This is a genomic window from Phytoactinopolyspora mesophila (genome assembly GCF_010122465.1).
In the GTDB taxonomy this organism is placed as follows: Bacteria; Actinomycetota; Actinomycetes; order Jiangellales; family Jiangellaceae; genus Phytoactinopolyspora; species Phytoactinopolyspora mesophila.
Genome location: NZ_WLZY01000021.1, coordinates 1 through 14,872 on the forward strand (window position 1 = coordinate 1; position 14,872 = coordinate 14,872).

Genomic DNA, 14,872 nt, shown 5'->3' on the forward strand with positions numbered 1-14,872 from the left:
CTACGCCGCCGAGATCGCCCGCACCCGCTAGAAGTCACCCGCAATCACCAACCATGCGAATAGCCTCACCGACCCAAGATCACTCCCACCCACTCGGACCGGCCGGAACATTGCTCTCTACCAGTTTGACGAGCGGAGAGAAGCCGTGGCTCGTCGCCAAGCGCATGGGACACCAGTACGAAGCCACCACCGTCGATCTTTACGGCTGGGTCACCGACGACCAAGCACTCCGCGTAGCCGCCCAACGGATGTCACGCAGCATTCCGGAAAAGAACGGCCATGACGGATGAACGTTTCCTCCGGGTGGTCGGCGACCGCGATGTGGTGCACGAGCTCTGGAACGACCTTCCGGAGATGTGGCGCGGACCCGTCATCGGCCCGGAAATTCCCTACTGGAAGATCATCACCTCGCCCAACCATACCACCATTGATCTGACCGGACTCCCCCGTCGGTTGCATGTGGAGCTTGCCTGGATGGCGCACTGGCATGTCCTCGACGGCATGCAAGTTCCGCATCCGGCTCTTATCCAGCTAGCGACGATTTTGCGGACGGCAATCCGTCACGGCAGGCCGGTCCCGACGTCGTTGCAGGAAATGGACTGGGATACGGCTTCTGGCCTTCGACAGTGGTACTTCGCTACTCGGTGGAGGCGTTTTCCCAGCAAACGTACGCAGACGGGGATTCGCGCCATCGTCCGCTTCCCCAGGAACGCGCTCATCGCTCGATGCTCGAACGAGCCGTGGTGGCGCCTGGACAACTGGATCCCGCGATGCGACAAGCGGATCCCCCTGCCGCAAGATGAGCCGCATGCACACGCCAGCTGTTCGCCAGGGAGGATCCGAACGCCATGGCTCCGTGAAGGCGCCAAGTGGTACCTGGGTATGACGGTCGAATCCGGCATGTTGCGCTGGACAACAGTATGCGGGAGTGAGCTTAAAGGCCTCGTCCAATTCGACCATTGGCTGACCAGCACATTCGAGAATCCCGAGGATGTATTCGGCGATCCCGACGCAGCGTTCGAACAGGCCGCCGCTTTTGCTCGATGGACGAGCGATCGGCGCAACCGCGGTGGTCACCACCGCTCGGCTGATCGTCTGCGCGTTTCCCCGGAGCAGACGGCCCAAGATCTGGGTGCAGTCTCCAAGCTGTTCGAGTACATCGTCGTCAATCCCAGCGAGAGCCGGAAGACACTTGGCCCTTCGCCTTGGGACCGCGCGACGGGCACGCACGTCGCCAGTTGGCACCCACAGCGCCGAAGCGTTCCGGCCAGAACGTCGTCGCGCCCGGAGCAATACATCGACAAAAAGGCCCAGATTCAGATCCTCGCGGCACTGCCCTTGCTCGAGCTTCCCCGTGAGCAGCAGAAGGAAGTCACCACGGGCGACGGCCAGCACGTAATCGTCTACGGCCTGGGTGACCCCCAGGCGATGCGCATCACCCTGCTCCAGATCCTGACAGGACGCCGAGCAAGCGAGATCCGCACCTGCATATTCGACTGCCTGTTCTCGTCCCCGGGTTACAGTCTCTCGCCGGAATCGTCAGCCCCAGACGAGATCGCCGGCTTCGCCTATGCCCAAACGAAGATAGACGGGGCGCCCGCTTACATCCTGGTCGACCAGACGGTCATCGCTGTTATCGAGGAGCAGCGACGGTGGATACGCGAGCACTATCCTGACATCGAACCGAAGTACTTGTTCGTACAGCGGACGGGCAACCGGAACGGCAACAAGCCCTATAACGCTGGCACGTATGACGCGAAACTACGCGAGCTCAGCGACATCGTGCGGATCGTCGACAGTCGTGGGCGACGAGTGCACCTTAGCCAGACACATCGTTTCCGCCACACTCGGATCACCGAGCTCTCCGATCACCTCTCCCTCAAGGCGTTGCAACGGTATGCCGGTCACCGTTCCGCGGCAATGACCATGCATTATGTAGCAGACCGCGAGGTGCTGACCGAGCAGGCGCTCATCGCGGCACGTCGCTCGGATGTGCGGTACGACGGATATCGCCTCTCCGGCCGCAAGACCCATGCCCCGGGCGCAGACTCGTGACTCGCACGCGGGGGCAACGAACTGCAGTCCTGGCGGCCGCCGCCAAGGCGCGGTCGGAAGCAAAGACTAAGGCCGCGGAACGCGCGATCCGAACGCTTGTCAAACGAGACGTCCCAGTGACGTTTCAGGCAGTCCAACGCGAAGCTGGGGTTTCTCATTCTTTCCTATACAACCAACGTGACCTACGAAGCCGGATCGAGCACCTGCGTTCTCGATCCACGCCAAAATCCCCGTCGGCAATAACGCCAGACGCGGAAAGTACACTTGTCCATGCTCTGACCACCGAACGCGCACGCCTCCGCAAAGAGCACCGGGCGGAAATCAAAGCACTCAAAGAGGCCCTCGAACAAGCTCACGGGCAGATCATCGCTCTACGCCGGGAGCTTGAGCAACGCCCTCGGAAACGCTTAGAAGATTAGCGGACCCACATGATGTCCGGTTACAAGTCCGCTGATATGAGATGTTCTTCGAAATCGTTAGTCTGCTGGTTATACGGGGGTGAGCGTGCGTCCTCATCGACCTCGTCCACGACAACCGGGACTGTAAAACGCACGTCGTCGCTTCATAGCCTTTTCGACGCTTCAACCACGCGGCCCCGCGCCTGTCCCTCCGGCTCCGGCGTTGGCCTGGCTCTGCGCGACCGCCACGGCCACCACACAGTGATCGCCGGCGAGGCCGGGTAAACTTCCCCAGCCCCGCCGGCGATCGGCGGCTCCGCCCGCCTCAGACGACTTCTAAGCGCATTTCCTGCTCGATACCTCCAGCCAGCACCAGATGATCATCACCACAATGACCGTGAATACGGCCATCGAAACGACAAACTCCGCCATACTCCTTCCCCCCTCGTTCGTTTCATTTAAAGAAATAAGGAATTCATTACATAGTCCCACATTTGGGTGGCAAGATCAAACCACCCTCCGCCGCTTTGCACCACGCACCTCAGCGATCCGGTAAACCATGCCGCTGAAGTCTTCACCATGGCGCTATCGAATATGGCCCATCGCTTTATGCCGCATCAGAGCGCGCCAGGACTCGGCATAGCCACGCCCTTGTCGACTCGATCGAGATAACACGTTCAAGCTGCGAGCATGGCCCTGAGAATGAGACGACCCTCAGATAATAAAAACACCAACGAATCCCACGCAACCCAATCGCCTTGGCCAATATTCTCGCCCAATCGGAACTTAAACCTAACCGCCGGGATTAGCAAAGTCACAATCGTCCACGGGCCGCACCAGCTCTTTTGGCCCCAATGAAGACAGCTTTGGAGTGCGCCTGAGTCAGTCAGACGGCCAGCGTTTGATGATCTCAGTCTCATAGACCACCCAGATCTCCGGGCCAGCATGGCTGGTCACGCTCCAGATCCTGGTCCGTGAGTTCTCGAACCACCGCGCCATCTGGGTGATGCTGAGGTTGCCATTGCTCAGACGGAACATCACACCGTGGGTAAGGGCAGAGCGCTCCCACGCCCGGTATCTGATGCGTCGGTCCTTGGTCAGCAGCGACCAGCCACGCGAGATGCCCTCTTCGATCCAGTCCTCGTCCGCGACGTCTGGGCATCGTCCGCGTAGTGATCGGCGATGCGGTGGATGATCCAGCCCCGGTCTCGTAGCTGTTGTGCTACGAGCTTGCCGAGGCTTCGGTCGAGGAAGAACTCAGGCTGCAACGCGGCAGATCGATTCGACAGTCGCCGGCGACAGGTCGAACTCGTCGGCCACGACAGTCATCGGTTCACCTGCCCGCCACAGATCTACGACCGCATGTATTGGAACCTTCTGATCCGCCACCACCGGGGCGCCCCATGCGAAGCGCGGATCGATGATCAACTCGGCCGCGTCCGCATACCGTCGAAGCCTCAGTCGACCCGGGAACCCGTCCTTGTCGAAGGAAATGTCGCGCAGATAGTCTTCGAGCACTTCCCGGATCGGTACCTGCTGGTCTCCCACCCGTGTGTACTGGTCGGGAGAGTGGCGGATGAACAGGTCCACCCCATCAGTCACAATCCGTTTAGCCGCCAGCGCGTAGGGGGTATCGAACGCTTCACGAACCTCAAGCGCAGCCTGCCTGATTGTGGCTTTAGACAAGCCGAGGTCACGAAGCGAGCGCAGCACGTACGCCTCGATCACCGCGACGAATGGCATGCTCGGATATCCACGCTTGCGAGCGGGAACCTCGTGCACCAGCGAGCCGCCAGGCGCGTCGTCCTTGAGCCACGACTGCAGCGTCGAGCGCGGGATGCCCAGATGCCTGGACGCCTCAGCAGCCGTAAGCAAAGGATCGGCAAACTTATCGACCATTCCTGGCCACCTCCCTAACGACGCCCCGATCTTAAGCACTCCAAGCATGACACGCGGTACTGACAGGCTTCCCGCACTTTCCAAGCGGCGCAGATTCAAGTGGTCCAGAGTGACGCAATGCCGCGGTGATCAAACACCGAGGCTCATCCAGGCACAATCCGCCCTCTGCTGAACAGCCCAAGATCACTGGTGTCCTTGTACTGAGCTTGCTCTGTCTGCAGTGAGAGCTCGGAGTGGTCTGACGCCTGCCTGGAGCCGATGGGACGTGAGTGCGGATGCGGATGTTGGTGACCGGAGGCGCCGGATTCATCGGGTCGAACTACGTGCGCCACGTGCTTGCCGGTGAGTATCCAGCTCTCGCCGACGCTGACGTCGTCGTGCTGGACAAGATCACCTATGCGGGCGACAAACGCAACCTCGCCCCGGTGGCCGACAGCCCCCGTCTTCGCTTCGTGCAGGGTGACACGTGCGACGCGGCGCTGGTCAGAGAGCTGATGACGGACGTCAACCTCATGGTGCACTTCGCCGCCGAATCACATGTGGACCGGTCCATCAACGGCTCCGCCGACTTCGTGCTGACCAACGTTCTCGGCACCCAGACCTTGTTGCAAGCGGCGCTGGACGCCGCAGTGGACAAGTTCGTCCACGTCTCCACGGACGAGGTCTACGGTTCCATCGAGACAGGGTCGTGGCCCGAAGATCATGTTCTGGAACCCAGCTCGCCGTATTCGGCATCGAAAGCGGCGTCAGATCTCATGGCACGTGCCTTCCACCGCACACACGGCCTGCCGGTGTGCATCACACGCTCCTCCAACAACTACGGCCGGTATCAGTTTCCGGAGAAGGTCATCCCGCTGTTCATCACCAACCTGCTCGACGGGCAGAAGGTCCCGCTCTACGGCGACGGCCGCAACATCCGCGACTGGCTACACGTCGACGATCACTGCCGCGGCATCCAGCTCGTCGCCGAACGGGGCCGCCCTGGCCACATCTACAACATCGGCGGCGGTACCGAACTGAGCAACCTCGAGCTGACGGACCGGCTGCTGGCCGCCGTCGGCGCGACGTGGGAACACGTCGAAACAGTCACCGACCGCAAAGGACACGATCGGCGGTACTCGGTAGACATCACCAAGATCTCCACTGAGCTTGGGTTTCACCCCCAAGTTCCCTTCGATCGAGGGCTCGCCGACACCGTGCAGTGGTACATCCAGAATCGAGCCTGGTGGGAACCGCTGAAAATGCGCACCCTACTCGCGGGGACGTGACGGCCATGTTGTCAATCCTGGTGACCGGTGGTTCGGGGCAGCTCGGGCGCGATCTCAGGGCATTGTCATCGCCGGAGGCTGACGTCCGCGCTCCTGGCTCGGCAGAGCTCGACGTGCTCGATACGCGAGCCGTCACGGAGGCCATCTCCGAACTCTCCCGGGCAGCCGTACGAGCCAACCGTCAGCCTCTGCTGATCAACGCGGCCGCCTATACGGCCGTCGACGCGGCGGAGACCGACCAGGAACGCGCCTATGCGGTGAACGCCGCCGGCCCGCGGATTCTGGCCTTTGCCTGTGCCCGCTACGGCGTGCCGATGGTGCACATCTCCACCGACTATGTCTTCGCCGGACACGCCCGGCGGCCCTACCGGCCGGAAGAGACCCGAGCGGCACGCAATGTGTACGGGCGCAGCAAAGCCGCCGGCGAGGACGAGGTCCTCATCGAAAACAACAGATCCTGGGTGGTGCGCACGAGCTGGCTGTATGGGGCCGGCGGCGCCAACTTCGTGCGCACGATGATCGAACTCGAACGCGAGCGGGAGACCGTCTCCGTGGTTGACGACCAACACGGTTCCCCCACCTGGACCGCGGATCTCGCCAGTGGGTTGCTCGAACTCGGTCAGATCATCGCCGATGGCCACCCGCCCCGGCAACGCGTCCTGCACTGTAGCGGCACCGGTGCTACCACCTGGTATCGCTTCGCGCGGGCGATCTTCGCTGAAATCGGCGCCGATCCGGAGCGGGTGCGGCCCTGCGCCACTGCCGATTTCCCGCGCCCAGCGCCGCGCCCGACGTACTCGGTGCTCTCCAACGACGCCTGGCGCACGGCGGGCCTCACTCCCCTGCGCGCATGGCGGTCCGCGTTGCATGACTTCTTCGCCGCATCCGGCTACGGCCTATCCGCTGACCCGAGTGCTGAACAGAGTCCGGTGATGGGGCGGTAACGGTGGATATGGATGTGCGTGAGCTCGCTGTGCGAGACGCTTACGAGTTCATCCCGCGCATCCATCACGACCGTCGCGGCTCGTTCGCTACCCCATTTCAGGAGTCGGCTTTTCTCCAGGCGTGCGGGCACTCCCTGACTGTGGCGCAAACCAATCACAGCGTGTCCCGCCGCGGAACGATCAGAGGCATCCACTTCGCCGACACTCCCCCCGGCCAGGCCAAGTACATCTACTGCCCACGCGGGGCCTTGCTTGATGTCGTCGTGGATGTGCGCGTAGGCTCACCCACCTTCGGCAGGTGGGACGCCGTCCGGCTGGACAGCAGCGCCTCCCTAGCCGTCTACGTGGCCGAAGGCCTCGGACACGCCTTCATCGCGCTCGAAGACAACACGGCGATGACTTACCTGTGCTCGACGAGCTACAACCCCGCCGGCGAACACGGCATCTCACCGCTGGATCCCGCACTTAATCTGCCGTGGCCGCCCGAATTCGAGCTGATCCTTTCGGACAAGGACTCATCCGCGCCGATGCTGGCCGACGCCGAACGCAGCGGGATGCTGCCCTTGTACGACGAGTGCCTCGCCCACTACAAAAGCCTCACCCGGTAGCTAGGTGTTGGCCGTCTAGCATGTCGTCAAGCAACAGCCGATGAAGGTGTCGGCTGTCACGCGATCTCAGCGCGCTTGCGGCGCTCGAGTAGCCACTTTCGGGAAGTAGGTGCCGGGAGCGGAGCTTTCCGGCGCGCGACGTCGAGGGCGCGCCGGTCCAGGCTTTTCACCAGCGGACGTAAGCCCCGGAAGTAGAGGTCACGACACACCCCACGCGGGTGTCCATCTCGAACTCGAACCGCCGGCTCTACCGCCGCCTCCACACCGGCCCCCATGTCACTGAGTTGCTGCTCGAGCCCGCTGTAGCGAACCCGAGGATTAGCAGTCGGTTGACGCGTCGATCTCCAGCCGGATAGTTTCTTGTAGTAAAATTTCTATTTCTAAATCGGCTCGGCCCGTGGCCGCCATCTCGACATCGTGGGATCGGCAACTGTCTGCCGCGCAGCGATTTTCTGCACCCGCTTCGCAAGGCGTGCCAGGCGGCTCCCTCCGGAAGGGATTCCAGATGACGGCTCCAACAGGTTTGCGAGTAGAACACCGTGATGAGCCCCTGGGCATCACAACACGTCAACCAAGACTTTCGTGGCACCTGCCCGCGGGAAGCAGGCGACAGATCGCATTCCAAGTGCGCGCCGCACTGTCCGACTCCGACCAGGTGTTATGGGATACAGGCCGCATCGAGTCGGACCAGTCGCTGCTCGTCCCTTACAACGGACCCGCCCTCGAGTCCGGTCAACGGGTCAACTGGACCACCCGGACGTGGACCGAACGAGGCAGATCCGAATGGTCGAATCCCTCATGGTGGGAAATGGGGCTGCTATCCCGTGATGATTGGTTGGCGCGATTCATCGAACCGGTTGAGGACGACGACATCAAAGCAGGCAGCCCACGGCCGGCCTACTTGTTCCGACGCTCCTTCAAGCTCGAGCACGATTTCTCGGCGGCGCGACTCTACGCCAGCGCACACGGAATATACGAGTTCTTCATCAATGGCCAGCGGGTGGGCGACATGGAACTCACGCCTGGCTTCACCAGCTACTGGTCAAACCTGCATGTGCAGACCTTCGACGTCACAGACCTGCTGCAACAGGGCGACAACGTACTCGGCGCCATCGTCTCCGACGGCTGGTTCCGTGGACAAGTCAGCGGAGCTCGCCTGACCAACATCTACGGAGCCAGCATCGCCCTCCTCGCCCAGCTCAACGTCTACGAGGCCAACCAAACCCTCACCCGAATTGGGACAGGACCAGAATGGACGTGCAGCACTGGCCATATATCGGAGGCCGATCTGTTTCAGGGACAGACGGTCGACCTACGCGCCACGCTGCGCAATTGGGACTCGCCCATGGCACAGCCGCGAGGCTGGCTGCCAGTCACTGAATGTGACTACGACCTTGCTCGCCTGGTCTCCTCCCCCGCACCTCCGGTGCGCCGAGTCGAAGAGCTCAGCCCTTCCACGGTGACCCGCCTGCATCCAAACCGGCAGGTCATTGATCTGGGACAGAACATCAACGGCTGGGTCCGCCTCAGGAACCTGGGACCGGAAGGCACAGCAATTTCCCTGACATACGGCGAAGCGTTGGGCAAGGACGGAGACGTCACAACACAACACCTCATGCCTGACCTGGACGCACCGAGGTATGTTCAGGAGCCGGAGTTCGTCAACATGACGGCACCGTTCCAGATCGACCGCGTGGTCTCGGCGGGTCACCCCAACGAGTGCTTCGAACCTCGACATACAAGTCACGGGTTCCGCTATGTCCGTGTCGAAGGCCATCCTGAAACCCTCACAGCCGACGATGTGAGCGGTGTTGTTGTCCACACCGACCTACGCCGCACAGGCTGGTTCGAGTGCAGCGACGACCGGATCAACCGATTACACGAAGCCGCTGTGTGGAGCTTCCGTGGAAACGCGTGCGACATACCCACGGACTGTCCTACTAGAGAGCGAGCGGGCTGGACCGGCGACTGGCAGATCTTTGTCTCCACAGCCGCGTTCATCTACGACGTGGCGGGCTTCTCCATCAAATGGCTACAGGATCTAACCGCGGACCAGCACGACGACGGCAAGGTGCTGCACTGTGCCCCGGAGACCATGTCTGCCGAGATCATGGACAAGATCGGAGCACCTCATGGCTCGGCCGGCTGGGGGGACGCAGCGGTGATTGTCCCTTGGGAGATCTATCGTGCCTACGAAGACCGCGATCTTCTGGCTGATCAGTGGCCCTCTATGGCGGCGTGGGTTGACTTTGCAACCAGGATGGCGCGCGAGGGGCGACATGAGAGTCGGGTGCAGCAGCGACCTGTCGCGGCTGCCCATGAGGAGTTCCTCTGGGACACGGGCTTCCATTGGGGCGAATGGCTGGAGCCTGATGAGTGGAGTCCCGACACTATCCCGCGGCTCGGAACAGCCGACCACGGCATCGTGGCAACGGCTTACCTCTATTATTCGGCGCGGCTGCTCACCAGAATCGCGGAGATCCTCGGCCGGGGCAGTGACGTCAGTCGCTACCGACGGCTCGCCACCGCCGTGCGTTCAGCATGGCAAGCTGAGTTCATCAAGCCCGACGGCACACTGACCAGCGACACCCAAGCCTCGTACGTGCGCGCGCTCACGTTCAATTTGGTTCCTGACGAGCTCCGTCCCCAGGTCGCGAAACGCCTCGTCGAGTTGATCCGGGAGGCTGGCACGCACCTCCGCACCGGTTTCCTCGCCACCCCCTATCTACTGCCTGTTCTCGCCGACACTGGCTATCCCGAGGTCGCCTACGAACTGCTCTTCCAAGACACTGAACCATCATGGCTCACCATGATCGACCGCGGAGCTACCACCATCTGGGAAGACTGGCGGGGCACCGACGAGGAGGGCACACCCTCCCTGTCACTTAACCACTACAGCAAGGGAGCCGTGATCTCCTTTCTGCACCGCTACATCGCCGGCATCCAGCTCCTCGACGACGGGCCGGCGTACAAGCGGTTCCGCATCAATCCCACACCTGGCGCGGGCATCACCCACGCCCGAGCCGACCACGACTCCCCATACGGAAGAATCACATCCGCCTGGCATATCCATGACGATCAATTCAAACTGAACGTCACCGTCCCCCCGGGCACCACTGCAGAAGTACACCTACCCGACGGTGCGCGCTTCGACGCCGAACCTGGCAACCACACCTACCGTCAGCCGCACTCCGCAACGCGGACCGGACGCTAAGCCTGCCGGTTGTGCCTGCAGCCCTCGAACTGGGCAAAGTACTGGGCTTGTGTGGCCGCGGCCATGACTCGGGCTCCAAGAACACCGCCTCGGTGGAACCGTCATGCAGAATATGGAGGGGCTCTGACAAGAACGAGGAGACCCGTGCTGAGCAACGTTGATCGAATGTGGGAGGCCTTGGCGGGCCCTGCGCCTGTGGTACATCGGGTCACAATTGATACATCTCCGATATTCCGAGATGCCAACTGCGAGTTCTCGCAGTTCACCGCGCTGCTTGGTGTTCACGGCGTTGGCAAGAGCACCATATTGCGGATGCTCGAAAGTGCATTGCCGGGTTGGCAGGTCCTGAGGCACAGGGAGCGAAGTCGGGATCTGGGGCCTCTCACCGGCACGTACGAGCTCGTTCTCGAGGGTGAGCCGACATTGGCGCAGAAGTTTGTTCGCCCTTTGCAGTCGGACGCGTCCGCGTCACAAGCCATGGTCGCAGACAGCGTGTTGTGTACGCACCTCACCTCTTATGTGGTGGAGAGCGAGACCGACTATGCCGCCGAGAATATCGGACCCCGCGAAGTGGCCCCCATCCGCGTCGAACGGCTGCGCAGGACAGGCGTGGACGCGTTGAGCCGGATACTGGGTCACCGCTACGAGTGGGTGGAGGAAGGTGACATAGCGGTCGGAATGGCCGCCGATCTTTTTCCCCATGTGCGGTGTGCGCATGACGGTGCCGCTATTGACATCTGGCAGATGAGTGCTGCCGAGCGTTGGGTGCACTACGTCTTATGGTGTCTACGGTCCGCGGGACCCACCGAGGTGGTTCTCATCGATGAACCAGAGTCCTGCCTTGCCACACCGGGACATGCTGCCTTCCTCGATGAGATCGCCCGCATCACGTACGCCGTTGGCTGTCAGACAGTCATTGCCACACACTCCGAGGCGATGATTCGCCGAGTGGCTCCAGAGTGCCAGCGCCTTGTTACGCGGGGCGCAAACGGCGGGAAGATCACAAATGTGACCTCGGCGGAGCGGGTGCTCAGCGCGCTATCCCTCGAACCTCACCACGTGCAGGCTGTCGTCTACGTCGAGGATGACATGGCAAGCCGAATTCTCGACGCCATCATCCGGCGGTTCGCCTCGCATGCGGCAGCTCAGTTCGATGTTGTCTCCAGCGGAGGCTCGGACGAAGCGGCGCACGCGTTCCGGGTCACCAGGAGATCACGTCGGCTCGTATCAATGTGTGTTCTCGATGGCGACCTGCGCACGAAGAACGAGTACGCGGACTGTCTTTTCCTCCCGGGCGGGTCCCCCGAAGAAGAACTGGTTTCGGCCCTTGCCCAGGATCCGGAGCGGGCCGCTGAGTACTTGGAGACCGATGTGCAGACGCTGCTTGTCGCCGTGGACAAAAGTCGATTCGCTGTTCATCAACGGGTTTTCGACGTCATCAGGACATCGCTCGGGTGGCGTGGCCCCGGATTAGTTATTGACCGTTGCATCGACGTCTGGCTGGCGAATGGCCAGGTAGCCGAGGAAGCTCGTGTACTCGCGAGCGCACTTATTGCCCGCATGATCACGTCAGTAGACAAGTGACGATTAGCGGCGGCTTGACGCCCGATGGACGAGGTCCATGCACCCGCCACCTCCGAAATATGTGCTTCCGGGCGGCGTGTTGCCTGCGCGTTTGCTGCCAGCGCCCATGTGACTGACAGCCGGGCCTTTGAGCTAGTCAAGCATTTCGAGGGTCTCGAAGGGTTTGACTCCGCTAGCGGCAGCCAGTCGGGACGCACCGCAATCTATGGGAGAACTCAACTTCCACGAGCCTGATTGCCGCACCCCATATCCTTTCGGCCGTCAGCCCGACCGGGTCGTCGTGCTGACCAACACGCCGTCGGGCGAGACGGCCGTCATGGGGGTCGCTACGTCGCCCCGCCAGGGTGTTGTGTCAAGCAGGCAGACGCCTTCAGCGCGGGCCCAGATGTCGCTCTGTGCGTCCAGGGCTCACATGTCGACGCTCCGACCATGTGGGACTACACCTGACAGGCACGTCTAGTCAGGCGCCTGTCGTGAGACTTTCTGAACGCAATCGACCGGGCATACTACCGGCTCATGCCCTGGAGGAGTGGGTTCAGGCTCCGGCGACGTAGGCGGTGAGGAAGTGGATGCCGTGGCCGTCGAGGTTACCGCGGGCGCGTTCGTAGTTGTTCGGTGATGCGGAGTGACATGCCGAATAGCGTCCGCAGCACCAGCAGCCCTTCGATACGATCGCCGTGGCACGCTTCGAGCACCCGTAGCACCCGTAGCACCCGCGACGGTGAGCGGCATCGTGGCGGGCTTGTTGCTCTCGCCGACCAGGTCCAGGATGCGGCGGGGCTCGGGCCGTAAGTTCTCGACCTGGCTCAAACCATGCTTCAACCTCGAACGCTCTTGTTCGCCACAACTCCGATGTCGCATGTGAATTGCGAGCCTTTCGCGTAGTGGCAGATCAGGTGCAAAGTTATACATCCGTGACAAGATCATCCATTAGCCTTGTCGGCGACCGAACGTAGGATTTTCTCCAGCAAGCAAATGGGGCGGGGTGAGGGGGCGGGGATGGCAGATCTCCAGTGCGTGAGGCAGTGCGCCCAGGAGATCATCTCCGCTCACGTTATCGAACAGGACACGTCCCTGAGGGATCGTCTGATCACCGAATACGCAAGCGCTCACGAGCGACTACTCGATGTGATCTATGCGTTCGTCCAGTCTCACGTAGTCGAGACCGTAGTGCCTCAAGCTGAGATCGCCGAGGACCGATTCGCCTATATGTTGGACGCCAGCGCCACACTGCTCCAGCTGATGGGCGAGTCGATAGGGGTCTCGCCGAGCGCGCTAGCACCCGTCTTCTTAGAAGCACATCTGGAGTCGGTCCGAGACCTCACAGGTCAAGGCGCCCGAGCGGTAACACTCGCTGCCCAGACGTGTCTGGCGGTGCACATCAGCGTGCGACGCGGGCAAGAACCGCTCGGCATCCAGCGGCACCTTGACCTTGATGACATGTGTGCGGTCGTCCAAGAGTTGGACCAGATGGTTCAACTCTTGCTCAGGGTCGTGGTTGCGAGGGTGGGCCAACTCGCGGTGATTGAGCACCTACTTGATCACCATATAGAGCGCATCCTTCAAGTCCAGGCTGTAGCTTCAGGAGTGTCCGTGAGTGCTCACGTGCGCAGGTACTGGGAAGCTCTTGCCGACCGAGATGTTAGGTTCTCTGGCTAGATTTCTAGACTGCCCCTCGCCGAGTGACACGATCGTGGCTATTATCGTGGCAGGAGGCAAGAAGAGGGGAGGATTCAATGTCTACTGACCTGCAGGAACGCGTGTTCCAAACTGCCGACTTGGCCAGTGCGGCTCGCCGAGAGTTCATCAAAGCTGCGCGCGAGGGCCAAGCACGGTTCAGGGCTCCAGATGGCGAAGCGCTCGTCATGACTCGGCAAGCGACGCTAGATCATCTGGCTCACCTCCGAGACTATGTCATTGCCTACGTCACCCTTGACAACGCGCTCATGCGTCCAAGGGCGGACAGGCGCGTCGCCGACTACGGCGCGTGGGCATTTATGGAAGTCTTCGACGACGAAGACCTTACCGAGTTCCAAGGTGAGATCAACGACGCACTAATAAGAGCTGTCGCTGCACAAGACGTCCGTGTCGTCGAGGAGACACTCGCCGCGTGGCGCCGCAGCGCTCGAACGCTGTCGGACAGCGTCGCACGCGAAATCCTTGATGGGAAAACCGAAGATGATGATTGGGTCGACCTAGAAGAACCGGCGGAGGCTTAAGGACCATGCAACGGGGGAAGGTCACGCCGCCGAAACCTCAGAGCTACCAGCCATTCGTGGCAGAAGAAGCCCTGTAGGTAAGCCAGCAGAGAAGCCCGAGTGGAGGGTGATTGTCCACCGCAAGCACCTTGACCTATGGATGTCGCTCGCCGAGACGTGCGGGACTGCCAACGCTAAAGAGCTCTGGCGACATCTGGCCCACCAGCCAGACAAAAAACCGCAGCTGGGAACGGTAACGCCTATGAAGGGAAAGCAATACCAGGGAAAAGATGGGTGGTCTCGCGTGTACCACTACGAAATCAGCGGAGCGGGTCGTGTCGACTACCAGTTCCATCGCGAATATGTTGCGTCCAAAGGTGATCCGCACAAGGTCGTAAGGATTGTGAGCATCGACCTCGGAAGCCACTAACACCCGGGATAAGGCCAATGCGAGCCCATGGTCATGACCATGGGCTCGCATTGGCCTTGCCAATCGCTCGCATCCGCGCCAGGCGTACTGGACAGATGCCGAGGTGATCAAGCACCGAGGCTCATGCAGGCACAAAGCGCCCTCTGACCTGACTTCACCCACTGGGCTTAGTGACCTTTGATTTTGTCGAGGAGTTCCTGGGCGTGTTCGGGGATTTTGGGTTCGAGAGTGAGTTGCTGGCCGTTGACCTCGATGGTTGCAGCGCGGATCGTGC

12 protein-coding genes and 1 pseudogene are annotated in these 14,872 nt (G+C 61.5%); 10 read left to right on the forward strand and 3 right to left on the reverse strand.

Annotated elements, in window-relative coordinates:
- Positions 1-125: 125 nt before the first annotated feature.
- From F7O44_RS29160 to F7O44_RS32225, 3 genes are read left to right on the forward strand one after another with little or no spacing between them, the layout of a single operon-like run.
- The gene (locus tag F7O44_RS29160; RefSeq protein ID WP_162453856.1) at positions 126-290 is read left to right on the forward strand and encodes a hypothetical protein; all 165 of its coding nucleotides are present in this window, start codon (positions 126-128) and stop codon (positions 288-290) included.
- Positions 280-2,055 (forward strand): tyrosine-type recombinase/integrase, encoded by a 1,776-nt coding sequence (locus F7O44_RS29165; protein WP_162453857.1) that lies wholly within the window; start codon positions 280-282, stop codon positions 2,053-2,055. Before F7O44_RS29160 ends, F7O44_RS29165 begins: the two co-directional genes overlap by 11 nt.
- A complete protein-coding gene (locus F7O44_RS32225) occupies positions 2,052-2,474 on the forward strand; it encodes a DUF6262 family protein (RefSeq protein ID WP_222851817.1) in 423 nt (140 codons plus the stop codon). The genes F7O44_RS29165 and F7O44_RS32225 overlap by 4 nt, the downstream gene beginning before the upstream one ends.
- A gap of 861 nt (positions 2,475-3,335) precedes the next feature.
- Here the strand turns inward: F7O44_RS32225 and F7O44_RS30845 are convergent.
- The 3 genes and pseudogenes from F7O44_RS30845 to F7O44_RS29175 form a co-directional block, all read right to left on the reverse strand.
- Complete coding sequence (locus F7O44_RS30845) at positions 3,336-3,491, reverse strand: hypothetical protein (RefSeq protein ID WP_246221588.1); 156 nt, start codon at positions 3,489-3,491, stop codon at positions 3,336-3,338.
- A 21-nt stretch (positions 3,492-3,512) separates the two neighbouring features.
- Positions 3,513-3,653: pseudogene (locus tag F7O44_RS32410) on the reverse strand (PIN-like domain-containing protein); the annotation flags it as partial.
- 57 nt (positions 3,654-3,710) lie between these two features.
- Positions 3,711-4,451 carry a DUF433 domain-containing protein gene (locus tag F7O44_RS29175; protein WP_222851818.1) on the reverse strand — a complete coding sequence of 247 codons (741 nt, stop codon included), beginning with the start codon at positions 4,449-4,451 and terminating at the stop codon, positions 3,711-3,713.
- Positions 4,452-4,627: 176 nt separating this feature from the next.
- Between F7O44_RS29175 and rfbB the strand changes: the two genes are divergently transcribed.
- The 7 genes from rfbB (at position 4,628) to F7O44_RS29210 (ending at position 14,189) form a co-directional block, all read left to right on the forward strand.
- On the forward strand, positions 4,628-5,620 hold the full coding sequence (rfbB, locus tag F7O44_RS29180; protein ID WP_162453858.1) for a dTDP-glucose 4,6-dehydratase: 993 nt from the start codon (positions 4,628-4,630) through the stop codon (positions 5,618-5,620).
- Positions 5,621-5,625: 5 nt separating this feature from the next.
- Positions 5,626-6,564 carry a dTDP-4-dehydrorhamnose reductase gene (rfbD, locus tag F7O44_RS29185; RefSeq protein ID WP_162453865.1) on the forward strand — a complete coding sequence of 313 codons (939 nt, stop codon included), beginning with the start codon at positions 5,626-5,628 and terminating at the stop codon, positions 6,562-6,564.
- Positions 6,565-6,572: 8 nt separating this feature from the next.
- A complete protein-coding gene (locus F7O44_RS29190) occupies positions 6,573-7,172 on the forward strand; it encodes a dTDP-4-dehydrorhamnose 3,5-epimerase family protein (RefSeq protein WP_162453866.1) in 600 nt (199 codons plus the stop codon).
- Positions 7,173-7,677: 505 nt separating this feature from the next.
- Positions 7,678-10,386, forward strand: a complete 2,709-nt coding sequence (locus F7O44_RS29195) for a family 78 glycoside hydrolase catalytic domain (protein ID WP_162453859.1) — start codon at positions 7,678-7,680, stop codon at positions 10,384-10,386.
- A 477-nt stretch (positions 10,387-10,863) separates the two neighbouring features.
- Positions 10,864-11,970 (forward strand): OLD family protein, encoded by a 1,107-nt coding sequence (locus F7O44_RS29200; protein WP_162453860.1) that lies wholly within the window; start codon positions 10,864-10,866, stop codon positions 11,968-11,970.
- 999 nt (positions 11,971-12,969) lie between these two features.
- Positions 12,970-13,629, forward strand: a complete 660-nt coding sequence (locus F7O44_RS29205; RefSeq protein ID WP_162453861.1) for a hypothetical protein — start codon at positions 12,970-12,972, stop codon at positions 13,627-13,629.
- Positions 13,630-13,706: 77 nt separating this feature from the next.
- Complete coding sequence (locus tag F7O44_RS29210) at positions 13,707-14,189, forward strand: hypothetical protein (protein WP_162453862.1); 483 nt, start codon at positions 13,707-13,709, stop codon at positions 14,187-14,189.
- The last annotated feature ends 683 nt before the right edge of the window (positions 14,190-14,872 follow it).